General features: G+C 68.6%; 17 protein-coding genes and 4 pseudogenes. 12 read left to right on the forward strand and 9 right to left on the reverse strand.

Annotated elements, in window-relative coordinates; all coding sequences use genetic code 11:
• Positions 1–165 precede the first annotated feature (165 nt).
• From LOK46_RS02205 to istB, 4 genes and pseudogenes are all read left to right on the forward strand, one after another.
• A pseudogene (locus LOK46_RS02205) lies at positions 166–1287 on the forward strand (ATP-binding protein); the annotation flags it as partial.
• 271 nt (positions 1288–1558) lie between these two features.
• Entirely contained in the window at positions 1559–1870 is a 312-nt protein-coding gene (locus LOK46_RS02210; RefSeq protein ID WP_273562286.1) for a hypothetical protein, read from the forward strand.
• Between the two features lie 353 nt (positions 1871–2223).
• A pseudogene (istA, locus tag LOK46_RS02215) lies at positions 2224–3717 on the forward strand (IS21 family transposase); the annotation flags it as partial.
• Between the two features lie 5 nt (positions 3718–3722).
• Positions 3723–4454, forward strand: a complete 732-nt coding sequence (istB, locus tag LOK46_RS02220) for an IS21-like element helper ATPase IstB (RefSeq protein WP_092047643.1) — start codon at positions 3723–3725, stop codon at positions 4452–4454.
• A 35-nt stretch (positions 4455–4489) separates the two neighbouring features.
• On the opposite strand, the gene LOK46_RS02225 is transcribed toward istB, so the two are convergent.
• The 7 genes and pseudogenes from LOK46_RS02225 to LOK46_RS02255 form a co-directional block, all read right to left on the reverse strand.
• Positions 4490–8464, reverse strand: a complete 3975-nt coding sequence (locus tag LOK46_RS02225; RefSeq protein ID WP_273562289.1) for an ATP-binding response regulator — start codon at positions 8462–8464, stop codon at positions 4490–4492.
• An 88-nt stretch (positions 8465–8552) separates the two neighbouring features.
• Positions 8553–9473, reverse strand: coding sequence for a molybdopterin-binding protein (locus LOK46_RS02230; protein WP_273562290.1), 921 nt, complete (start codon positions 9471–9473; stop codon positions 8553–8555).
• Positions 9470–10354 carry a cytochrome b/b6 domain-containing protein gene (locus tag LOK46_RS02235; protein ID WP_273562291.1) on the reverse strand — a complete coding sequence of 295 codons (885 nt, stop codon included), beginning with the start codon at positions 10352–10354 and terminating at the stop codon, positions 9470–9472. Before LOK46_RS02235 ends, LOK46_RS02230 begins: the two co-directional genes overlap by 4 nt.
• A gap of 76 nt (positions 10355–10430) precedes the next feature.
• Complete coding sequence (locus tag LOK46_RS02240; protein ID WP_273562292.1) at positions 10431–10664, reverse strand: hypothetical protein; 234 nt, start codon at positions 10662–10664, stop codon at positions 10431–10433.
• A 232-nt stretch (positions 10665–10896) separates the two neighbouring features.
• A complete protein-coding gene (gene selB, locus LOK46_RS02245) occupies positions 10897–12882 on the reverse strand; it encodes a selenocysteine-specific translation elongation factor (protein WP_273562293.1) in 1986 nt (661 codons plus the stop codon).
• Positions 12883–12939: 57 nt separating this feature from the next.
• A pseudogene (locus LOK46_RS02250) lies at positions 12940–14427 on the reverse strand (ABC transporter substrate-binding protein).
• Positions 14428–14620: 193 nt separating this feature from the next.
• On the reverse strand, positions 14621–15091 hold the full coding sequence (locus tag LOK46_RS02255; RefSeq protein WP_273562294.1) for a MarR family winged helix-turn-helix transcriptional regulator: 471 nt from the start codon (positions 15089–15091) through the stop codon (positions 14621–14623).
• Between the two features lie 36 nt (positions 15092–15127).
• On the opposite strand from LOK46_RS02255, the gene LOK46_RS02260 reads away from it, so the two are divergent.
• On the forward strand, positions 15128–15337 hold the full coding sequence (locus LOK46_RS02260) for a hypothetical protein (protein WP_273562295.1): 210 nt from the start codon (positions 15128–15130) through the stop codon (positions 15335–15337).
• Positions 15338–15476: 139 nt separating this feature from the next.
• Positions 15477–16304, forward strand: a complete 828-nt coding sequence (locus LOK46_RS02265) for an outer membrane protein (protein ID WP_273562296.1) — start codon at positions 15477–15479, stop codon at positions 16302–16304.
• A 343-nt stretch (positions 16305–16647) separates the two neighbouring features.
• Here LOK46_RS02265 and LOK46_RS02270 read toward each other — a convergent pair whose 3' ends face one another.
• The gene (locus tag LOK46_RS02270) at positions 16648–17322 is read right to left on the reverse strand and encodes a Crp/Fnr family transcriptional regulator (RefSeq protein ID WP_273562297.1); all 675 of its coding nucleotides are present in this window, start codon (positions 17320–17322) and stop codon (positions 16648–16650) included.
• 183 nt (positions 17323–17505) lie between these two features.
• On the opposite strand from LOK46_RS02270, the gene LOK46_RS02275 reads away from it, so the two are divergent.
• The 5 genes from LOK46_RS02275 (at position 17506) to LOK46_RS02295 (ending at position 20974) form a co-directional block, all read left to right on the forward strand.
• A complete protein-coding gene (locus tag LOK46_RS02275) occupies positions 17506–18306 on the forward strand; it encodes a pentapeptide repeat-containing protein (protein WP_273562298.1) in 801 nt (266 codons plus the stop codon).
• A gap of 44 nt (positions 18307–18350) precedes the next feature.
• A complete protein-coding gene (locus tag LOK46_RS02280; RefSeq protein ID WP_273562299.1) occupies positions 18351–18740 on the forward strand; it encodes a thioredoxin family protein in 390 nt (129 codons plus the stop codon).
• Positions 18741–18747: 7 nt separating this feature from the next.
• A complete protein-coding gene (locus tag LOK46_RS02285; RefSeq protein ID WP_273562300.1) occupies positions 18748–19467 on the forward strand; it encodes a cytochrome c biogenesis CcdA family protein in 720 nt (239 codons plus the stop codon).
• Between the two features lie 290 nt (positions 19468–19757).
• Entirely contained in the window at positions 19758–20243 is a 486-nt protein-coding gene (locus LOK46_RS02290) for a sigma-70 family RNA polymerase sigma factor (protein ID WP_273564736.1), read from the forward strand.
• Positions 20240–20974: an anti-sigma factor gene (locus tag LOK46_RS02295; protein ID WP_273562301.1), complete on the forward strand. Its 735-nt coding sequence runs from the start codon at positions 20240–20242 to the stop codon at positions 20972–20974. Before LOK46_RS02290 ends, LOK46_RS02295 begins: the two co-directional genes overlap by 4 nt.
• Before the next feature lie 38 nt (positions 20975–21012).
• On the opposite strand, the gene LOK46_RS02300 is transcribed toward LOK46_RS02295, so the two are convergent.
• A complete protein-coding gene (locus LOK46_RS02300) occupies positions 21013–21561 on the reverse strand; it encodes a fasciclin domain-containing protein (RefSeq protein ID WP_273562302.1) in 549 nt (182 codons plus the stop codon).
• Between the two features lie 262 nt (positions 21562–21823).
• Here LOK46_RS02300 and LOK46_RS02305 point away from each other — a divergent pair.
• A pseudogene (locus LOK46_RS02305) lies at positions 21824–22042 on the forward strand (transposase); the annotation flags it as partial.
• Between the last annotated feature and the right edge of the window lie 299 nt (positions 22043–22341).

Below are 22341 nucleotides of genomic sequence, written 5' to 3' on the forward strand. Positions count from 1 at the left end.
ACGGCCATGGTGGTCGAGGACGAGATGCTGTTCCGGCTGGAGGTCCGCGACCTCCTCGAAGCGGAGGGCTACGCCGTGGTCGAGGCCGGCAATGCCGCCCAGGCGCTTGAACGGCTCGACGACGGGGTCGTGCTGGTGGTGACCGACGTTCGCATGCCGAGTCGGATGGCGCACGACTTCAACAACCTGCTGACCGTCATCAAGTCGTCGACCGACCTGCTGAAGCGACCGAACCTCGCGGACGAGCGTCGGGTCCGCTACGTCGACGCCATCTCCGACACGGTCGACCGCGCCGCCAAGTTGACCAGCCAGTTGCTGTCCTTCGCGCGCCGCCAGGCGCTGCGCCTCACGGTGTTCGATGTCGCCCAGTCTGTGGCGGCCATCGCCGACATGGTCGGCACGCTGACAGGCGCCCGCATCCGCATCGAGACGGATACCGACCCCGGCATGGACGGGCTCGGCCAACGGCTGCGCTGCCACGTCGATGCCGACCCCAGCCAGTTCGACACGGCACTCGTCAACCTCGTCGTGAACGCCCGCGACGCGATGCAGGGCGAGGGACGGCTGCGCATCGCGGTCAGGCGGGCCGACCGCATCCCGGCCCTGCGCGCGCACCCGGCCGTGCCAGGCGACTTCGTGGCGGTGTCCGTCTCGGACACCGGCGCCGGCATCGAGGCGGACGTGCTCGACCGCATCTTCGAGCCGTTCTTCACGACCAAGGGCGTCGGCCACGGAACGGGGCTCGGCCTCAGCCAGGTGTTCGGCTTCGCCAAGCAGTCGGGGGGCGACGTCGCGGTCGACAGCGAGGTCGGCGTCGGGACCACCTTCACCCTGTTCCTCCCCCGCTCCGCCGACACGGTGGCGCGGAACCCGGCGCGGGACGATCCGGGACCTCTCGCCGAGGGGCACGGCACGCCCGTCCTGGTGGTGGAGGACAACCTGGAGGTCGGCGCCTTCGCGACGCAGGCGCTCGGGGAACTCGGCTACCAGGCCGTCTGGGTGCTGGACGCGCAGGCCGCCCTGGCCGAGATCGAGGCGTCCGGCCAGCGGTTCGAGGTCGTCTTCTCCGACGTGGTGATGCCGGGCATGAACGGAGGCGACCTGGCCAGGGAGATCCGGCGGCGCTGGCCCTACCTGCCGGTCGTGCTGACCTCCGGTTACAGCCACATCCTAGCCTCGGAGGGAACCGACGGCTTCCCGCTCCTGGGCAAGCCCTACTCGGTCGCCGACCTCAGCCGGGCGCTGCGCAAGGCCTTGCGGGAGCGATTGGCGCTGACGTTCGGCTGACAGTGACCGACGCGGCGGAAAGCTGCGGCCGAGGGCGCATCCGCGGGGCATCGCATGCGTTGTCGTCCGACGTCCACGGGGCGCGCGAAGGAATTTCCGCCATGCAATCGGACACGCCACGCCCGGGGGACGACCCGCTGCCGCCCATCGGCGACCCGCCGCCGGACCCGGCGCCACCCGAGGGTGACCCGCCGACCGAGCCGCCGGCTCCGCAGCCGCCTGGCCCGATCAACGCGTCCTGAACCCCATGCGACCCGAGGGCATCGAGGGCATGACCATCAAGCGCAAGCTGGTCTATGTCTCGTCGAACGACGACCGCTGGTTCCTCTGCCTCGGGCACGCACCGACGGACGTGTTCGTCTTGCATGAGCCGAATGGTCCCTCGGGCGGGAAGCCATCCCGCGTCGAGCTGCACGATTTCCTGGCCTCCGCGGTGGGCTGTCCAGAGCGGCTCGCGCTCCTCGCCATGATCGGCTCGCTCGTTGCGGTACACGACGCCGCCGTGCCCGCGTCCTCGACCGGACCCGAACCCGGCGCCGCCGGCGCCGAACCGTCGCCGGGCGAGGAGGCCTCGTCGACCTGAAGCGGTCCACCGCGATACGGGTTGACGCGTCCTACCGCTTGAGGGGCGGGCAGGCATGGACACCCTTCACCCCGCCAAGCCCGGTCGGTGAGAAGCCGTTACAGCCCTTTCGCGGCCCATTCCCGAGGCCGGCGCTCCCCGAAGATGATCCGCCGAGCGGGCCACGACGAGCATGACGCTGGGGCCGCTATCGCTTACCGACTCTGATCAGGCTTCCGACGTCTCCGGTGACTGACCTTGTGTGATTAGGCGTGGAATAAGGACCCCGTTTTCGGGGTGATCGGCGTCCAAACGGGACCCCCAGGACAAGTCATCCACACTGCCTTCCGGCTCGAACGGGAGGCTTGCGCGGGATGTTGGTCGTGGAGACGGTCGCAAAGATCCGCCGCGCTTACTTCGTGCAGCAGAAGCCGATCAAGCAGATCTGCCGGGAGCTGAGGGTCTCGCGTAAGGTCGTGCGCAAGGTCATCCGCTCCGAGGCGACGGCGTTCCAATACACCCGCGCCATCCAACCTGCCCCGAAGCTCGGATCGTGGCGGGACGAGCTCGATCGGATGCTCCTGGCGAACGCCAGCAAGGCGCGGCGCGAGCGACTGACGCTGATGCGCGTCTACGAGGCTCTGCGTGGGCTCGGCTACGAGGGCGGCTACGACGCGGTGCGCCGCTATGCCAAGGGCTGGAAGCGCGAGCGCACCGCCGTCTCGACTCAGGCGTTCGTGCCGCTCTCCTTCGCGCCGGGCGAGGCTTACCAGTTCGACTGGAGCCACGAGACGGTGCTGATCGGCGGCACAACCACAGAGATCAAGGTCGCCCACGTCCGGCTGTGCCACTCTCGCATGCCGTTCGTGCGGGCCTATCCGCGCGAGAGCCAGGAGATGGTGTTCGACGCCCACGACCGGGCGTTCGCCTTCTACCGCGGCACCTGCCAGCGCGGGATCTACGACAACATGAAGACCGCCGTGGACGCGATCTTCGTCGGACGTGAGCGCGCCTACAACCGTCGCTTCCTGCAGATGTGCTCGCACTACCTCGTCGAGCCGGTGGCCTGCACACCGGCCTCGGGCTGGGAGAAGGGGCAGGTCGAGAACCAGGTCGGGCTGGTGCGCGAGCGTCTGTTCACGCCGCGCATCCGGGTGAGGAGCTACGACGAGTTGAACGCCCTGCTGCTCGACGGGGTGATCGCCTACGCCAAGGCTCACCCGCATCCCGAGCAGCCCGACCGGACCGTGTGGCAGGCCTTCGAGGCCGAGCGGGCAGCCTTGGTCCCCTACGCTGGCCGCTTCGACGGCTTCCACGCCGTGCCGGCGGCCGTGTCCTCGACCTGCTTGGTTCGCTTCGACAACAACCGGTACTCGGTCACGGCCTCCGCCCTCGGGCGGCCGGTCGAGGTGCGCGCCTATGCCGAGCGCGTAGAGATCCGTCAGGACGGGCGCATCGTCGGCGAGCATGCCCGCGGCTTCGGTCGCAACCAGACGATGTTCGACCCCTGGCACTACGTCCCCGTGCTCGCCCGCAAGCCCGGTGCGCTCAGGAACGGCGCGCCGTTCAAGGACTGGGTGTTGCCTGCGGCCCTCGACCGGATCCGACGCAAGCTCGCCGGCTCCGCCGACGGCGACCGGCAGATGGTCGAGATCCTCACCGCCGTGCTGCGCGACGGGCTGAGCGCAGTCGAGGCGGCCTGCGCCGAGGCGCTGCGTGAGGGCGTGCACTCGGCCGACGTCGTCCTCAACATCCTGGCACGCCAGCGCGAGCCCACCGCCCCGGTCACCATCCTGACGCCCGAGAGCCTGCGGCTGCGCCATGAGCCGGTCGCCGACTGTGCCCGCTACGACAGCCTGAGGAGAGCCCCATGATGGAACGTCAGGACATCCTCGCCACCATGGGCGAGCTGAAGCTGTTCGGGATGAAGGCGGCCTACGACGAGATCATCAAGGTCGCGCTCAAGCGCACCCACGAGCCGCAGCAGGTCGTCGGCGACCTGCTCCAAGCCGAGATCAGCGAGAAGCAGGCGCGCTCGATCCGCTACCAGATGACGATCGCCAAGCTGCCCCTGGCCAAGGACATCGCCGAGTTCGCCTTCGCCGACACGCCGGTCAACGAGGGGCTGGTGCGCGATCTCGCTGGCGGCGAGTTCCTGGCCCATCAGCGCAACGTCGTGCTGGTCGGCGGCACCGGCACCGGCAAGACGCACCTGGCCATCGCCATCGTGCGAGCGTGTATCCGGGACGGGAAGCGAGGCCGGTTCTACAACGTGGTCGACCTCGTCAACCGGCTCGAAGCCGAGGCGCGTGCCGGTCGGCAGGGCCGCATCGCCGACCATCTCATGCGGCTCGACTTCGTGGTGCTGGACGAACTCGGCTACCTGCCGTTTGCGCAGTCAGGCGGCCAGTTGCTGTTCCATCTGATCAGCAAGCTCTACGAGACCACCTCGATCGTGGTGACCACCAATCTTGCCTTCGGCGAGTGGCCGAGCGTGTTCGCCAGCGACGCCAAGATGACCACGGCGCTGCTCGATCGGCTCACCCATCACTGTGAGATTGTCGAGACCGGCAATGAGAGCTGGCGCTTCAAGAACCGCGTCTGAGGCCAGCGCCTACGCCGCGAAAGCTGGACGTCGGATCAGCTCAGCCGCACCGCACCCAGCTTGCGAAGGGGTCCCGATTGCACGCCGATCCGGGGTCCCGTTCCAACGCCTTTTGACATGACCTTGTTCAGGACACGGGAAATCTGTCTGGCGGAATAAGGCTTGTGGAGGAGCTCGAAGCCGTGGGCGCCCTTCTCCGCCAGGACGTGGCTGTACCCCGAAGCCAGCACCACGGGCAGTTCGGGCAGGCGGCGGCGTAGTTCCTCGGCTAGCGCAACGCCACCCATGCCCGGCATGACCACGTCCGAGAAGACCGCATCGAAGCCGGCGCCGTCGCCGCCGAGCTGATCCAGGGCCTCCTCCGCGTTGGCGGCCAGCGCTGTCACGTAACCCAGGTCTTCCAGGATCTGCGTGGCGAAGCGGCCGACCTCGATGTTGTCCTCGACCACGAGCACGCGCCGCCCTTCCCCCCAGGAGACCTCCCCAGCATCATCGGGCACCGGCCCGTCGACCGGGTCCACCTGCGGAAGGTAGAGGGTGAAGGTCGTGCCCCTTCCGACCGCGCTGTCCACATCGACGTCACCGCCGGACTGCTTGGCGAAACCGATGACCTGGGAAAGGCCGAGGCCCGTACCCTTGCCTACCTCCTTCGTGGTGAAGAACGGCTCGAAGATGCGGGCCAGCGTGTCGGGGGCAATGCCGCTGCCGGTGTCGGAGACGCTGACGGCCGCGAACGGGTTGCGGGACGGGCTGTGTCCGCGGATGGCCGGCATCGCCTGGTCACAGGCGAGGCGCAGGGTCAGCGTGCCCTCGCCCTCCATCGCGTCGCGGGCGTTGATAGCCATGTTGACGAGCGCCGTCTCGAACTGGCTGGCGTCGGCGCAGATGAAGCAAGGGTGCTCCGGCACATCGACCACGACCCGGATACGGGCGCCGGTGACGGTGTCGACCATCTCGGCCACGGCCTGGAGCCGTGCGCCGACATCGAAGGTCTCGGGCTTCAGTGCCTGCCGCCGGGCGAAGGCGAGGAGCTGGCCGGTGAGCTTGGCGGCCCGGTCCACCGTGTCGGAGACGGCGTCCATGTAGCGGGCGCGCCGCTCCTCCGGCAGGTTCGGCCGACGCAGGAAGTCCACCGACGAGCGGATGATGGTCAGCAGGTTATTGAAGTCGTGGGCCACGCCTCCGGTGAGCTGCCCGACCGCCTCCATCTTCTGCGACTGCCGCAGCGCCTCCTCGGCCTCGGCGAGGCTGACCGCGTGGGCCCGCTTGTCGGTCACGTCGCGCGCGACGCAGTACAGGCGCCCGTCGGCGGGGACCGCGGTCCACGACAACGTCCGGTAGTTGTCGTCACGGGTGCGGAAGCGGTTCTCGAAGGCCAGCGTAGTCGCGCCTTCGGCGAGCCGCCGCACCTCCTCGCGGGTCTTCTCGCGGTCCTCGGGGTGCTCCAACCACTCAGAGGTACGCCCGACGATGTCATGCGGCTGCCAGCCCAGGATCTGGGTCCAGGCCGGATTGACCGCAAGCCAGACGCCGGCGGCATCGGCCACGCCGAGCATGTCGAGGCTGACATGCCAGATCCGGTCGCGCTCGGCCGTGCGGGCGGCAACCTCCCGCTCCAGGTCCTCGTTGACCCGACGCAGGGCTTCGGCCGCCTCGCGCCGCACGCGGGCAAGCTGCAGGTTCGCGCCGACGCGCGCGATCAGCTCCCGGGCCGAGAACGGCTTCGTCAGGTAGTCGTCGGCGCCGGCATCGAGGCCCTCGGCCTTGGCCTCGTCGCCGGCCCTCGCCGAGAGCATGATGACGGGCAGATCGCTCATGGCTGGGTCGGCTCGCACGGCGGCAAGCAGGCCGAAACCGTCGAGGCGGGGCATCATCACGTCGGTGAGCAGGAGGTCTGGCCGGCGGTCACCGACGGCGGTGAGCGCCGCCTGGCCATCCGGCACGGCCTCGACGTCGTAGCCCTGTGCCATGAGCAGGCGGGAGACGTGCTCGCGCATGTCGGCGTTGTCGTCAGCCAGCAGGACGCGGCCCGTGGAAGAGGGGCCATGGCTGACCGGCTCGGTGTCAAGGATCAGGTCCTCCGCCCCGGCACCACCGTCGATCCAGCGCTTTGCCTCGGCCACGAATGCCTCGACCCGTGCTGCGGTCAGGCTCGGCGTGAAGCCTTCCAGCGCGGGGCCGACCCCGTCCTGCGCGAGGGGTAGCGAGACCCGGAACGTACTGCCCTGGCCCGGCTCGCTCTCGACGTGGATGGATCCGCGGTGGAGGCGGACCATCTCCTGCACCAGGGCGAGGCCGATGCCGGTTCCCTCGAAGGTTCGCCCCTGCGCCCCCTCCACCCGGTGGAACCGGTCGAACAGTCGCGGAAGCTCTTCGGCAGGAATGCCTGTACCGGTGTCCGAGACGGTGAGCACGGCACACTCGCCGTCCCGCCGCATCCGCACGGTGATCCCACCCGCCAGCGTGAATTTGAAGGCGTTGGAGAGGAGGTTGAGCGCCACCTTCTCCCACATCTCGGGGTCAAGCGGCACGAGGGTGTCGAGGGGCGGGCAATCGACCGTCAGCGTCAGTCCCGCCTGCTCGCAGAGCGACCGGAAGTTGCCGGCGAGCTCGGCGGTAAACCGGGGCAGGTCGGTGAGCCTGTATGCGGCGCGAGCGCGACCAGCCTCGACACGGGAGAAGTCGAGCAGCCCATTGACGAGGCGCAGCAGCCTGAGGCCGTTACGGTGGGCGACGGTCGCCAGCGCCCGGTTGTCGGGCAACACGCCGCCCGGCGGCTTGGCGAGGATCTCCTCCAATGGGCTGAGCATTAGCGTCAGCGGCGTGCGGAATTCGTGGCTGACGTTGGAGAAGAAGGCGGTTTTGGCCCGATCGATCTCGGCCAAGCGCTCCGCGCGGGCCCGCTCCTCCTGGTAGGCGAGCGCGTTCGTGACGGCAGCGCTGAGGTTGGAGGCGACCTGCTCGCAGAAGACCTGGTAGCGCTCGTCGAATCGCAGGCGCGAGCTGATGCCAATGACCGCGATCCCGCTGGTGCGGCCGCCCGTTCCGGCCGTGACCGGCATGACCCGCACCTGGGTGACCGGCTCCGGCCACGGCCCGCCCGGCAGACCGGGCATCCGCGCGTCGAGCCCTTCTAGCAGCAGAGGCGTCCCGGCGGCGGCCACCTTGCGCAGGGACCAGGGGTCGCCGTCCGCCTCACCCGCCGGGGCGAGGTGTGTCATCGCGTCCGGTACGCCAACTTGGCCCGTTAGGGTCAGGCCCTCGCCGTCAGCATCGAAGGTGTAGAGCAACGCGAAGGGCACGTCGTGTGGGTCGCCTGCGAGCACCTCGGCGGCGGCGGCGTAGGCCTCCTCGGTCGACTTCGCCTCGATGGACCGGGCAGCGAGGTCGCGCAGCAGCCGCGAGCGCCGGTCCGAAAGCACCCTGGGCGTGGTCTCGGCGACCGCGGTGAAGATTCCTTCCACGCGGCCCTGCTCGCCGCGGATCGGGCTGTACGAGTAGTAGAAGTAGCACTCCTCGACGTAGCCGAAGCGGTTCAGCGGCAGGAGCTGGTCGTCGGACCAGGTCGCCTCGCCCGTCTCGAAGACCGTGTCGAACATCGGGCCGATGATGTCCCAGATCTCGGCCCAGACCTCCGTGCCCGCGCGCCCGAACGACCAGGGATGCTTGTCGCCGACGACCGGCCGCCACGCATCGTTGTAGATCAGCGCCCGCTCGGGCCCGTAGTAGAGGACGACGGGGAAACGGGTGGTCAGGCAGATGCTGACCGCCGATCGCAGGGCCTGGGACCAGTCCGAGACCGGGCCGAACGAAGTCTGCGACCAGTCCATCGAGCGCATGAGCGCGCCCATCTCACCGCCACCGGCCATGAAACCGGTGTCGACAGGTGCCTCAGCCGCGTCAAACTGGATGCCGGCCTGCCGAAGCAGCTCCCGGAGGCGGGCATTCTCAACCAGGATCTTCTGGTCGGCGCCTTCCGCGCGCATGAAAGGAAGCACGTTATCGGACACGGATCCCGGTCAAATCCATTGGTCGGCAATGATGCCGATATCGGTCCGGATATGAACGAAACCAAGGCCGTGTCCGCGGCATCAGCCTTCATATGCCGGCGTACCAGGCGTAGCCCTGGTCCTCCCAGTATCCCCCCTTGCCCTCGCCGATGTCGGCAAAGCTCTCCACCACCTCGACGCGCATCACGTACTTGGCCTGCTTGTAGCCGAGGTTGCGTTCGAGGCGCAGCCGCAGGGGTGCGCCGTTCGCCACGGGCAGGAATTTTCCGTTCAACTCGTAGGCGAGGACGGTCTGGGGATGGAAGGCGTCCACGAGGTCGATGCTCTCGTAGTAGCGAACGGGCGCGTCGTCGCCGGTGGAGCTTCCCTCGGCGGCTTGCTGGCCCCCGGAATCCCGCTTGTTCTCACCCCCGCCCGATTGCTTCGTCATCGCGGGGTTGGCGTTGCCGCCGGACGAGGCGTCTTCCGTCCCGTCCCCTTCGGCGCCATCGTCCGCGCCCAGGTCCATCGTGTCGGCGCAACGGAACACGACGTAGCGCGCTTGCGGTTTCAGCCGTGCCCGGTCCAGGATCTCGGACAGGGGCACGCCAGTCCACTTGCCGATGCAGCTCCACCCCTCGACGCAGTCATGCCGGGTGATCTGCGTGCGGGAAGGGAGCTTGCGCAGCTCGGCCAGGGATAGCTTCAGTGGGTTCTCGACGAGGCCGCCCACCTCCAACCGGTAGTCCGCGAACTTGTGCCGCGCCAGCGCCTTGTAGGCCTTGTCAGGCGGGTCCTCGGTGCCGTTCGGCTTGAACCAGGGCGAGATGTCCGCCTCGGCGTACTCGGGCGCGAGCGTCCGCTCCGTAAGGAGCAGCCGCTGCACGAACAGGTTGGCATCCTCGCCGGCTTTGAGCGTGCGACGGAACCAGTCGGCCTCGCCGAGGCGGTCGCAGCCACCGAGCATCGCGGTGCCGGTCGCAGCAGTTGCGCCGAGCAGGAGGGAACGTCGGCTGGGCTGACGGGTCATGCCCGGTCTCCCGCGCGGTCCGCCGTTGCGGGCTCCACCTTGCGCTCGATCACGAACCAGCCCGTGAGCATGCCGCGCATGTTGTTCCAGAACCCCGAGAGCACGACGAGGGCGACGTGGACGAGGACGAACAGGACCAGCAGGGCCGCCACCACGAAATGGACCGTGCGGGCCGACTGCCGCCCGTCGAACAGCGTCAGCAGGAACGGGAAGGCCGCGTCCATCGCCGGCGACATCGCGAGGCCGGCCAGCACCTGCACCGGCAGCAGCACGAACAGGACGACGGCGTAGGTGAGTTTCTGGATGACGTTGTAACGCTTGGCCTCGTCGCCCTGCGGGAAGCGCAGCGTCAGGTGCTCCCAAACCGAGGCGCCGAGATGCCGGACCTGGTCGCGCTGCGGGACGACGCGGAAGCGCAACTGGCCGCTGAGCAGGCCGTAGAGCAGGTACAGGGCGCCGTTCAGGACGAAGGCCCAGGCGAAGAAAAAGTGCCAACTGCGGCCGCCGGTGAGGTCCTGGTCGCCCGGCAGCGTCAGCCAGGACGGGAAGCCGCGATCGGCCGCCTCGCCGTCCGCACCGGTCGATGAGCCGAGATAGCCGGTGGTGTCGAACGTGCGGCCCAGGACCGTCGTGACGCCCTTGGGCAGGTCGTCATCGGTCTGGGACATCGCCATGAGCGGCGTGTCGAAAGTCGAGACCTTGCCCCAGTACAGCGCCGGGTGGGCGTTAAAGATCTGCAGGCCGCTCGTCAGCAGGACGAACAGGCAGAGCGCGTTGACCCAGTGGGTGATTCGGATGACGGCGGGGTGCCGGAACATCCAGCGTCGATGCTCCACCTCGCCCGTGTCTGGGGCGGAGCGCGTCAGGTAGGTGCGGGGCACGAGGGTGACATATCCTAGGAACCGCGGGGCGCGGCAGCCAACCCGAAGGTCAGGCCGCCGCGTTCGTGATGGCCGCTTACATGCGGTTCATCATCATCTTCCGCTTCATCATCCGGCGCTTCATCATCTTCTTATGCATCATGCGCTTCTTCATCATCATGCGCTCGCTGCTGCTCATCCGAACCTGGGTGACGCCCGCCGGGGCGGCCTGAAGGCCGTTCGGGCCCATCGGGGCGGCCGAGGCGGCACTGGTTCCGAGCGCGAGGCCACCGAGGACCGAGGCCGCGAGCGCTAGGGTGGTGATCTTCATTCGATGTCTCCTGTACGGGGAAGGGATTCCCTTCGCACAGTGATGCAAGATGAAGATTGCGTCGCAAGTTCCTGATTTCGTGAAAGAAATATCCTTGAGTGCTGGCGACCGAGCGCAGTTTTTCGGGCGCCGGAGCAGGGCCCCGCGCCGCGCTCTGGCCGGGCGCATGCCGACCTGTACGGAGGCCCGTCGCGAAAGGTTTCAGTTTGGGCCGGGAAAGGCGCTCCCGCCGTCATGCCGACGGTGGCATGACGGTGGGATCCGGCCCCGACCTTCCATGCGCGGCGTCATGCCAGTTCGAGGGGGCCAGGACGCGCCAATCGGCGCGGATGCGACGTCCCGCCTCGATCCGCACCGTGAACCCCCGTCCATCGAAGAACTCCAGGAGCGGCATGGTCAGGTTGCGGCCGATGCCGGCCGTCTCGCGAAATCGCCCGACCGTCAGCAGGCCTTCGGGATGCTCCCGCGCCACCGCGTCCGCGATGCGCGCCAGTTCGGCGACCGCCTCCGGGAGCGCGTAGTAGCTTTTCGAGACACGCACGAGCCAGCCGAGGCGGCCGACCTTGTCGAGGAGGCGGCGGAGTTCGTCGGGCTGGCGGCCCAGGCGCTCGGCGAGGACGGTGAGGCGGGGCTGGTTCGAGCCCGCCTCCTCCAGCACGGCGCGAACGGTATCGTAGACGACGGCGTCGGCCGGACGCAGGCGCGCCACGTGACCGGGCAGGTGCAGGAGCGCGCCGCGTCGCAGGACCCGTTCCGTCCGGACGAGGCCGTCGAGGGCGGCCGGGAGGGCCGGACGTTCCCCGGCCTCCACCGTCGATGCGATCTCGTCGTGAGCGAGCCCGGGGTTGTCGGGCTGCGCCATGTGGGTCCGGGCGAGTTCGGACACCACGCGGGCGGCCAGCGCGGCGATCCGCGAACCCTGGAACGCGAGCCGCGGGCCATCCTCCGCGACGACCGCACCCTCCTCCGTGACGAGGGCGTCCAGCGTCGCCGCGGGCAAATTGCGCAGTCGGGCGAGGCGGGCGAGGTCGACCCCGGGTCCGGAGGTGGCGAGGAGGCCTCGGAGGGCGCGGCCGTCATCCATGGTATCGAGCGCCGCGACGACCGCCCGGCGTTCCGGCGTCCAGGAGCCCCGGCGCGGTCCGTCCACGTCGAGCACCCGACCGCCCCCGAGCGTACGCACGGCCGAGACGTCGCGCAGGACGAAGCGGTCCCCGGCCAGGGCGCCGATCTCGCGGTCGAGCGTGATCACTGCCCGGGCGGTCTCGCCCGGTTCGACTGACCCAGCCCCGGGGAGCAACAACCGTCCCGTCACCGCGGCCGCCCCGAGATGGAGATGCACCGGGGTACGGTGGCGCAGGGGCCGACCCTCGTGCGGCAGCACGCGCACGGAGACGTCGAGGCGGGTCGCCGGGCCGTGCAGGTTCGGCGCCAGGACCCATGTGCCCCGGCCCACGTCGTCGAGGGACAGCCGGGGACCGACCAGGTTCAGGGCGCAGCGCTCCCCGGCGCGCGCGGTCTCGGCCACCGCATCGTGTACGCGCACGCCGCGCACCCGGACCTCGCGCGCGCCGGGCGAGACGAGCAGCCGGTCGCCCACGCGGACCGTGCCGGCATGCACCGCGCCGGTCACGACCAAGCCGGCACCGGGCACGGTGAAGTGCCGGTCGACGGCGAGCCGGAAGCCACGGTCAGCACCGGTCGGGACGCGGGAACCAACCGTGGCCTCCAGTAGGCGGGCGAGGTCGTCGATGCCCGATCCCGTCAGCGCCGAGCAGGCGACGACCGGTGCCTCCGCGAGCCCGGTGTCGGCGAGGAGGGCGTGGATCTCCGCGGTCACCGCCGCGATGCGGTCCGGATCGGCACGGTCGGCCTTTGTCACCGCGACGACGCCCCGGTCGACGCCAAGAAGATCGAGGATGGCGACGTGCTCGCGCGTCTGCGGCATCACCCCATCGTCGGCGGCGACCACCAGCAGCGCGCAGGCCACGCCGGTGGCGCCCGCGACCATGGTGCGCACCAGGCGTTCGTGCCCCGGCACGTCGACGAAGCCGAGCGGCACCCGCAGGCGACCGTTCCTCGGCGCGTAGGCGAAGCCGAGATCGAGGGTGATGCCCCGGGCCTTCTCCTCGGGCAGCCGGTCGGCGTCGATGCCGGTCAGCGCCTTCACCAACGCGGTCTTGCCGTGGTCGATATGGCCGGCGGTGGCGACGATCATGCGGCCTTCTCGTCCGCGGAAGGTGGCGGCGCGGGAGCCCCCGCGCCGCCTTCCGCCTCAACCCTTGATCCGGGTCTCGGCGAGTTCGGACATGCAGGTGTCGTAGGGCGTGAACTCCACCCGGTCCGACACCGCGAACAGCGTGAACGGCGAGTACAGGAACAGGGCCTTGGCCTCGTCCTGCAGGTACCGCTCCACCTCGCGCACCACACCCTCCGTCCCGCTCTCCGGCGTATGCAGGAGCTTGTCGTAGAGGGCGTCGAACCTCGGATCCTCCGGACCTTGGCGCAGGGTCGCGTCCTTCCCGAAGAACTCGCGGTGCACGCAGGCCACCGGATATTGCGGCGTCCAGTCGAAGTACCATTCGAGCTTGACGTCGAACTCCTCTGGCAGATCGCCCCGGTCGCTGACGAAGCGGCAGCCGAGGCCGACCTTGGCGAGGCACTGGCCGATGGCCTCCACCACGCCCTTCCAGGCGGGCGAGGCCACGAAGACCAACTCCCGTCCCCCGAGCCCCAGGCCGTCGAGCGTGCGCTTGGCACCCTCGGGGTCGTGCGGCATCGGCTTCAGGCCCGGATCCGCGCCGTAGCGTCCGGGCTGGATGAAGGCCGGGATCACCGTGCCGTAGCCATGCGCCCCGTGCTGGAGCACGAAGGCCTGGTCGATAGCGAGGTTGAGCGCCCGGCGGGCCTCCGGGTTGCGCCAGGGCGAGTCCGGACGGTTTTCGTTGAAGACGCCCGTCAGGATCGTCTTCGCCTTCTTCGTCTGGATCTTGCCCTTGTCGCTCGCCGGGAAGGCGTGCGCCTCATCCGGCGTCAGGTCGAACACCACGTCGACCCGGCCGTCACCGGCCGCCACCGACTTGATGCCCTCGGCCTTGCCGATGACGTTGTCGTAGACGATCCGGACCGTCGGCCTGCGGGCCGGGTTCCAGTACGTCGGGTTGGGCTCCATGACCACGCGGTCGGAGCGGCTATCGATGAGCGAGACGCCCTCGGTGAGCACGAACGGGCCAGTCCCCCACGGACCAGGCGCGTCGATGACTCACCAATGACCTTCAGCCGAGCCCGTCTTCGGGTCGACGAAGCCCCACTCGTTCCAGAACCGCGTCGACGGCAGGTGCATGCCGCGCAGCTTCATCAGCGCCGCGGAGTCCCCGCCGGGGAAGCGCATGCGGATGGTGCGCTCGTCCACCGCCTCACAGGTCACGTCCCGGGCGAAGTTTAGGAAGGCGCCCGGCGGGTGCGGGTTGGTCCATTCCTGAACCTTGTCGAAGCCGAGCTTGAACATCGCCGCGTTGAAGGGCTCGCCGTCCTGGTAGACCGCGTCCCGCATCTTCAGTTCAAGGGTCTCCTTGTCGAGCCAGCGCCAGCTCTCGGCGAGGCTCGGCTGGCCGATGCCGTCGTGGTCGACGCGGTTGGCCTCCTCCATCGTGTTCCAGGTGATGGAAAGCCAGTTCACCGGCGACGGGTCGACCACCGTCACCGTGTTGTGGGGTCCCCAGGGCTGGCCGCCCCCCGGATCCCCGGTCGCTTGCGCGTCCATGTCTCCTCCAATGTTCGACCCGCATGGCGTGCGGGCATCGTCCGGCCCATCGCGAGCCGACAAGTTGGAGGGCGCCGGCAATCACGCTTGGCCCTCGATAGGTCCGCCTAGGTCGCTGGCCATCCCGCCGTCGAACCCATGCAGGAAAAGCTCGCCTCCGCAGGGAGCATCGCCGCCTGCGCGCGTTGCTTCCTCAGCCCGGGTCGTCGTCCCGGGCCATGCCCGTCGCGGCGACGCGGTCGGCGAGTTCCTTGAGCTCCTGGCGCAGGTCGGCGAGGTCGCGGTCGCCTAGCCCGGTGCGGCAGACGACGGCCTGCTGCGCCTCCGAGACCCTGACCTCCAACGACCGGCCTGTCTCCGTCAGGGCGACGAGGACGACGCGCCGGTCCTCCCCTCGGGCGCGAGTGACGAAACCCGCCGCCTCCAACCGGTCGACCAGGGGCGTGATCGCGCTGGACGTGAGTTGCAGCCGGGCCGCCAGGTCGTGCACCGCCGTAACGCCGTCCTGCCAGAGCGCCAGCATGACGAGGTATTGCGGGTAGGTCAGCCCGAGCTCGCCCAGCAGCGGCCGGTAGGCGCGCACGACCGAGTTCGTCGCGGCGTAAAGGGCGAAGCAGAGTTGGTCGTCAAGCCTGAGCCCAGGCTGCTTAGTCGATGTCGCCATTGACCGGCGCTCCGTTCAGGCCTGAATCATTCACGCGTGAACGATGCTGTCAACCCGTCGGTTTTCCTGGCCGCACCGGAGAACGACACCGGCTCGCAGATCGCCCAGATGCGCGGCGATTGGGTCGGCAGGACCGGAAATGGTGAAATTTTTGGTACGAGAGAGAAGGGGGGGAGGATTAAAGGCCAGCCTGATACGTCTATCTTGCCCTATAATAGATGCGGCAATGTCTTTGCCGTCTTCTAGTCGGGGCCACTTAGTCTAGCTGGCATCTGAAAATGCCTTTGGGCAGCTTTAGTTCGGGATGTGACTTGGATGGTACATCGGCGCGCTGCGTTATCGTCTAACTTGCGGCGCGATTTGGTGTCACGAACAAGAGCTTGCTGTGATTAAAAACCTGCTTGGTATTCTGGTTGCGAGCACTGCTCTGACCGCCGCCGCCTCGGCCGCCGACCTGCCGCGCCGCGCCGCCCCGCCGCCGGTGTTCAGCCCCGTCCCGGTCTTCACCTGGACCGGCGCCTACTTCGGTATCAACGCCGGCTACGCCTACACCGAGGCGGACACGATCCGGACCGTCGGCATCGGCGCCCTTCAGAGCAACGTGAACAACCTGCTGCGCAGCCCGGCCGTCCGCCTGCCTCAGGACGGTTTCTCTGCCGGTGGTCAGGTCGGGTACAATTACCAGTTCACCCCCGGCTCCGGCATCGTCGTCGGTATCGAGGCTGACGCTCAGTACATGGATCTGCAGCGCACCGGCGTGCAGTCAATCTTCCGCCCGGCCTTCAACCCGAACGTCCTGACCAACACGTACCGGACGGACCTGAGCTTCCTCGGCACCATCCGCGGCCGCGTCGGCTATGCCTTCGACCGCGTCTTCGTGTACGGCACCGGCGGCTTCGCCTATGGCGACGTGACCCAGCGCGTCGGCTTCCAGACCGCCGCGCCGCTGACCTACTTCGGCAGCCGCTCGCGGATCGATACCGGCTACGCCTACGGCGGCGGCATCGAGTACGCGCTGCCCACCGACTCGTTCCTGAACTTCTTCCGGTCGAACGCCGTGACGATCAAGGCCGAGTACCTGCGCTACGACCTCGGCAGCCACAACCTGCTGGTCGGCTCCGTCGGCGGCCCGGGTGTCGGCTACATCTCCCGCTTCCGGACCGAGGGCGCCATCGCCCGCGCCGGCCTGAACTTCAAGTTCGGCTCCTACTGAGATCCGTCGAGCTGCTCCCGGCGGCTGTGCCGGGAGTGCGGCGGCGGGCGAGGGGTAGTTGGTCCTCCTCGTCGCCTTCCGTCGCGGAAGAGCAGCTATCCAGCTGACCTTCGTATCCCCAGCCCGATCAAACTGGCCGCGAGGTCGGCTACACCCTGGGAGCCCGCACTCCTGGGGTGTCTTTTATACACCACTACCAAGTCGGGGTCGCATATGCCGAACGAGTGCTCGGGAGCCGCCGCGGAGAGCCATGGCCGACCAGTCGCTGTTCGCCTGCTCCAGTTGATCCCAGAGCGTACGCTTCGTCTGGGTCTGCCGCGAAAGCAGACACCCCACGCCCAAGTCACTGCCGACCTGCGGCCGCCAAGCTGGCACGGTCAACGATTTCGATTGCTCCCCGACGAAGTTCGATCAGGCCCGCCTCGGCCCATTGCCCCAGGAGGCGGCTGACCACCTCACGAACGCTGCCGACGTCGTCCGCGAGCTTCTGATGGGTCACCGCGGCGACACCCCGCGGATCGGCCTCGGCCAAGAGCCGTTGCGCGAGGCGCTGCTTCAGCGGCGCGAATGCGACCTCATCAATCAGCGTGAACAGGCCGGACATCAGCCGCGTGTAGTCGTCCATGACAAAGCTGCGGAACGCGGCGCTCTCGCCCATCAGGTGCTTGAACGTGCCCACCGGCAGCGCCGCCAACTCGGTCTTCTCCTCGGCCACGCTCTGCGCCGGGAACGTGCCGCCGGACAGCAGGCACTGCGTGGTCAGGGCACAGGTGCCGCCGGGGCCGACCTTGTAGATCAGCACCTCGCGCCCGCCCTCCGACATGCGGAAGATGCGCGTGCGGCCTTCTAGGCACATCAGGTAGTTGGCGCACTCGCCATCGAGTTCATAGGCGATGGCGCCGGCGTCCAGGACCGGGAAGTGGACAGTTCCCCGGGCGATCTGGAGGTGCGCCGGGCTGAGCGCTTGAAGGAGCGGAAACCGGTCGATCCAACGTTCGACCTTCTGGGCATCCGTCATGGCGGCGTATTCCCCCCGGCCATGACGACGGGCTGATCGTCCGGCTCGCGTTGCGTTTTTCTCCCGCCGCGCCGGACTTGTGTGACTTGGGTCACCGACCGGGTGCAGCGGGCCGGCATAGCATCGCGCCACAACGAACACGATAAGGCGCCCGCCCTGTGTGGCGCCGCCGGGAGTGAACCGATGCGCCGCCTCGCCCTCAGCTTCATGCTCGCCGTCCTCGCAGCCGGCTCCGCCTCGGCCGAACAGGACCTGCTGCTCGGGGCGGACATGTCTTCGCCCGCCATGACCAAGGCCGGAATGAGCCGCGCCGACGTCGAGGCGATGATCAAGGCCGCGGACGGCAAGCCGGTCGACCTGCACGACAAGTCCCTCTCCGGGCTCGATCTCTCAGGGCTGAACCTCCGGGGCGTCAACCTACGGACGGCGCGCCTGAACAAGGCCAACCTCCGTGGCGCCGACCTCAGCGGCGCGAACCTCGAACAGGCGTGGTTCCTGAAGGCCGACCTGTCCGGCGCCAAGCTCGCGGACGCGAAGATGTTCGGGATCACGGCGCGGGACGCCAATCTCAGCGGCGCCGACCTGAGTCGCTCTGTGCCCATCGGCGACTTCAAGGGCGCCAACATGAGCGGCGCAACGTTGGTCGACCTCAAGGGCGGGGCCGACATCAAGAACCAGTCCATGGGCCTGATGCGGACGGTGTTCACCTCGGTGAACCTCTCCGACGCGAACCTGAAGGGAGCCAACCTCGGCCGGTCGCGCCTTGAGTATGCCAACCTCAAGGACGCCGACCTCACCGACGTGGTGCTGATGGGCTCGGACCTGTCAGGCGCCAACCTGACCGGGGCTACGGTCACGGGCGCGGACTTCAAGAACGTCGACGTCAGCGGAACCCGGCTCATCGACCTCAAGGGGCAGGCCGAGGCCAAGGACTGGTCGGAGCGCGTGAATGCCGACCGTGCCGTCACCAAGGTGACCAATTGAGCCGACCGTCTGCCTAGACCCATCAACAAGGAGACAGACAGTCCATGACCACCCGTCGCTTCATTCTCGGCGCCCTGGCCGCCGCTCCCTTGCTGTTCGGTACCGCCGCGAATGCCGCCGAGGCGGTCTTCAGCCCCAAGGCCTTCGAGGCGGCGCAGAAGGCGGGCAAGCCGATCCTCGTCCACGTCACCGCGCCGTGGTGCACCGTCTGCGCGGCGCAGAAGCCGATCCTGGCCACGCTGGAAGCCCAGCCCCGGTTCAAGGACCTTCAGGTGTTCGACGTCGACTTCGACAGCCGCAAGGACGTGTTGAAGCGGTTTGGCGTGACGAGGCAGAGCACCCTGATCACCTTCAAGGGTGAGAAGGAGACGGGTCGTTCGGTCGGCGTTACCCAGCCGGAGTGGATCGAGGGCGCCGTCGAGAAGGCGTTGTAGGTCGATCGTGGCCACGACGTTCGGCCTCGCGTTCCTCGCCGGCATCCTCTCGGTGCTGTCACCCTGCGTGCTGCCCTTGCTGCCGCTGGTGCTTGGTGCCGCGGCATCGGAGCACCAGCTCGGCCCTGCAGCCCTCGCCGCCGGCCTCGCCCTGTCCTTCGTGGCCATCGGGCTGTTCGTGGCGACCGTGGGCTTCGCCATCGGCCTCGACGGCGATGTCTTCCGAACCGTCGCGGCCATTATGCTAGTCCTGATCGGGCTCGTCCTGATGGTTCCGGCTGCCCAAACACGGCTCGCCGTCGCCGCCAGTCCGGTGAGCAACTGGACCGAGAGCCGGTTCGGTGGCTTCTCGACCGCCGGGCTCCTTGGGCAGTTCGGGGTCGGGCTGTTGCTCGGAGCGGTCTGGAGCCCTTGTGTCGGACCGACCCTGGGGGCGGCGTCCCTCCTCGCATCGCAGGGGCGAGATCTGGGTACGGTAGCGGTGACGATGCTTCTGTTCGGCCTCGGCGCCGCCCTGCCGCTCCTGCTCCTCGGCACCCTCTCCCGCGAGGTGCTGATGCGCTGGCGCGACCGGATGATGGGGCTCGGCAAGGGGCTGAAGGTCGCCCTGGGCGCCATCCTCGTCGCCACCGGCCTGATGATCGCCACGGGCTACGACAAGGCTGCGGAGACCGTCCTGGTCAACGCCTCGCCGGCTTGGCTCAAGAATTTGACCACCCGGCTTTGATGGCGGGCACGCCGTAGACACTCTTCGTCAGGCCGTGCTTGGGCCGGCAAAAGGCGAGCGGCGGTGAGAGGGTGTCGCGGCCGATGGCGGGCGACGCGCAAACCCCTCTGACGGCTCGCACGTGTCCCTCCGGACGGAGCCGTGCCATAGGTATGTCCTGAATCGGCCGATGCGCCGGAGCCCGCCGGAATTCGCTTTCCCGCGGCAAGGGAGGAACCGTGCCGAACGTGGGGACTCCTGCAAACGCGGACCTCGCGCAGCTGATCGCGGCCGTGGCCACGGGCGACCGCATGGCCCTGCGCGCGCTCTATGACGCCGCCGCCCCGAAACTTCTCGGGATCATCCTTCGTATCTTGAGGGACAGGAGTGCGGCCGAGGATGCGTTGCAGGAGGTGTTCGTGCGCATATGGCAGCGTGCTGGCACCTATGATCCGAGGACCGGGCCCGCGGCCGCATGGCTCGGTGCCATCGCTCGGCACAAGGCCATCGACCGCCTTCGGCAGGACCAGGCCACCCGCCTGACCCAGGCCGACGAGGACTGGTTCGAACGCCTCGCCGATGCCCGTGACGGCGAGGCGGACCTCGCCCGCCGTGACGCCCTCGCGCATTGCCTCGAAGCCGTCGAGCCCGCCCAGCGCGATTGCCTCGTCCTCGCCTACTGCGAGGGCTGGTCGCGCGAGGAGTTGGCGGCACGGCACGACCGCCCCGTCAACACGGTCAAGACGTGGCTGCGCCGCGGCCTCATGAGCCTGCGCGGCTGCCTGGAGGCGACATGAGCGGCGATGCTGGCACGGGCGCCGCGCCCTTCTGGGCGGAGGATCCCAGCGGCGCGGCCGGGGAGTACGTCCTCGGGACCTTGGCCGCCGACGAGCGCGTCGCCTTCGCCTCGGCGATGGAGCGGGACGCTTCCCTTCGCGCGGCGGTGGCCGACTGGGAGGCGCGGCTCGCGCCGCTCACGGCGACGGCCCCATCGGTCAAGCCCGCGCCCGACGTATGGGATGCAATCGAGGCCAGGATCGGGACGGATCGCTCACCTGAGGTCGATGCCAGTGGCGCGACTGTCCGCAGGCTGGAGCGCGGGCTGCGGATCTGGCGGCTCGCCGCGGGGGCTACGACCGCGCTCGCGGCCGGCCTCACCCTCTGGCTCGCGGTCGGGCCGCGGCCTTCCGACACCGATCGGCAGTACCTAGCCGTGGTTGACCGCGGCGGCACCCTACCGGCGCTGATCGTGCGCGTCGATCTCGACGGCGGCACCGTGCAGGTCCGCAGTCTCTCGGCGGAGACGCCGCCGGACCGCAGCCTGGAGCTCTGGTTCGTGGGGGCGAATGCTGCGCCGCGCTCGCTGGGCCTCGTCACCGACCCGGCGGCACGCTTGCCCGTGCCGGCCGCCCTCCGTGCCGGTGCGGAAGGTGCGACCCTCGCGGTGTCGGTGGAGCCGAAGGGCGGCTCGCCGACCGGTACGCCGACTGGCCCGGTCGTATATTCCGGGAAGCTCCTGCGTGAATGAGGCGGGCGCCGGCGGAGGCCGGAGCCCGCCCGCCTTGGTCAAGGCATCAGCACGCCGCTGACGACGTGGATGACGCCGTTCGACTGCATGACGTTCGGGATGGTCACCGGAACTGTGTTGCCCTTCACGTCGGTGACGTAGACCTTCTTGCCCCTGGCCGAGACGGCGAGCGGCTCGCCCTCGACGGTGGTGAGCTGGTTCTGTCCCTCGGGCTTCTTGGCGAGCGCCATCAGGTCCTTTGCGGTGTAGACGCCCGGGACGACGTGGTAGGTCAGGATCTTCGTCAGCGTCGCCTTGTTGGCGGGCTGCACGAGGTTCTCGACCGTACCCGCCGGCAGCTTGGCGAAGGCGGCGTTGGTCGGCGCGAACACCGTGAAGGGACCCGGACCCGACAGGGTGTCGACGAGGCCGGCGGCCTTCACGGCGGCGACCAGGGTGGTGTGGTCCTTGGAGTTGACCGCGTTCTCGACGATGGTCTTGCTCGCGTACATAGGCGCGCCGCCGACCAACGGGTTCTTGGCGAGCGCCGGCGCGGCGGCTGCGACGAGGCTGAGGCCGAGTGCGAGGCGTAGAAGCGTCTTGGACATGGTGTCTCCCCGATACTGCGCCCCTCCAGGGGCGTCGCAGGGTCCTACGGGGCTCGGCGGGGGAAAGTTTCAGACCTGCCCGACGCCTCCGCGAATGCGTCCGAATCCGCAAGTGACCTCACTTGCGGTGACCCGATGGTATTGGTCAGCCCATTCGCGCGTTGACGTGTCCTATCGCTCACGGGGCGGACTGACAGTGCATGCTATGCAGTCCGACACGCCACGTCCGGGAGATGAACCGTTGCCGCCCATCGGCGAGCACGGCATCGAACCGGAGGTGGTGAAGTTGCCCGAGGCCAAGCCCGGCTTCGTGCTCCTATCGCGCCGGTGGGTGGTGGAGCGCTCCTTTGCCTGGGCCACCCGCTTCCGCAGGCTCGTCAAAGATTACGAGCGCTATGCCAGCACACCGGTAGACCTCCACCTCGTCGCTTTCGTCTGCCTCATGCTCAGACAGGCCGCTCAGATCGCCAAAGGCCCATAACAACCTCTAGTTATCTCGGCGCTCAAGGACTCCCTGGCCCCGTTTTCGCGAGGAAGCTATGGTAGGTCATTGAGGCGTTGATGTCCGCTTCTGAAGTGTTGTCCTCCGCCGTTGAATGACTGGGATGGGCGCTTTTCGGAAGATCCGCTTTCCGGCCGAGCACCAGGGTCAGTTGCGGCACCGAGCGGAAGCAGGTGAGGCTCGGCACGCGAGACGGCGAGAGCAAGATCAGATCCTTAATAAGATAGAGGGTGCTTTTCCGTTGAACGGAAAGGCGCGAGTTAACCAATCCACCCCGG

Origin of the sequence: Methylobacterium sp. NMS14P, assembly GCF_028583545.1 — a bacterium.
Classification (GTDB): domain Bacteria; phylum Pseudomonadota; class Alphaproteobacteria; order Rhizobiales; family Beijerinckiaceae; genus Methylobacterium.

Excerpts from the sequence above, each read along its gene's own strand:
- LOK46_RS02270 (WP_273562297.1), bottom strand. The coding sequence starts at position 17,322 with ATGACGGATGCCCAGAAGGTCGAACGTTGGATCGACCGGTTTCCGCTC.
- LOK46_RS02275 (WP_273562298.1), top strand. The coding sequence starts at position 17,506 with ATGCGCCGCCTCGCCCTCAGCTTCATGCTCGCCGTCCTCGCAGCCGGC.
- LOK46_RS02300 (WP_273562302.1), bottom strand. The coding sequence starts at position 21,561 with ATGTCCAAGACGCTTCTACGCCTCGCACTCGGCCTCAGCCTCGTCGCA.
- selB (WP_273562293.1), bottom strand. The coding sequence starts at position 12,882 with ATGATCGTCGCCACCGCCGGCCATATCGACCACGGCAAGACCGCGTTG.
- LOK46_RS02210 (WP_273562286.1), top strand. The coding sequence starts at position 1,559 with ATGACCATCAAGCGCAAGCTGGTCTATGTCTCGTCGAACGACGACCGC.
- LOK46_RS02290 (WP_273564736.1), top strand. The coding sequence starts at position 19,758 with ATGGCCCTGCGCGCGCTCTATGACGCCGCCGCCCCGAAACTTCTCGGG.
- LOK46_RS02295 (WP_273562301.1), top strand. The coding sequence starts at position 20,240 with ATGAGCGGCGATGCTGGCACGGGCGCCGCGCCCTTCTGGGCGGAGGAT.
- LOK46_RS02255 (WP_273562294.1), bottom strand. The coding sequence starts at position 15,091 with ATGGCGACATCGACTAAGCAGCCTGGGCTCAGGCTTGACGACCAACTC.
- LOK46_RS02240 (WP_273562292.1), bottom strand. The coding sequence starts at position 10,664 with ATGAAGATCACCACCCTAGCGCTCGCGGCCTCGGTCCTCGGTGGCCTC.
- istB (WP_092047643.1), top strand. The coding sequence starts at position 3,723 with ATGGAACGTCAGGACATCCTCGCCACCATGGGCGAGCTGAAGCTGTTC.
- LOK46_RS02280 (WP_273562299.1), top strand. The coding sequence starts at position 18,351 with ATGACCACCCGTCGCTTCATTCTCGGCGCCCTGGCCGCCGCTCCCTTG.
- LOK46_RS02230 (WP_273562290.1), bottom strand. The coding sequence starts at position 9,473 with ATGACCCGTCAGCCCAGCCGACGTTCCCTCCTGCTCGGCGCAACTGCT.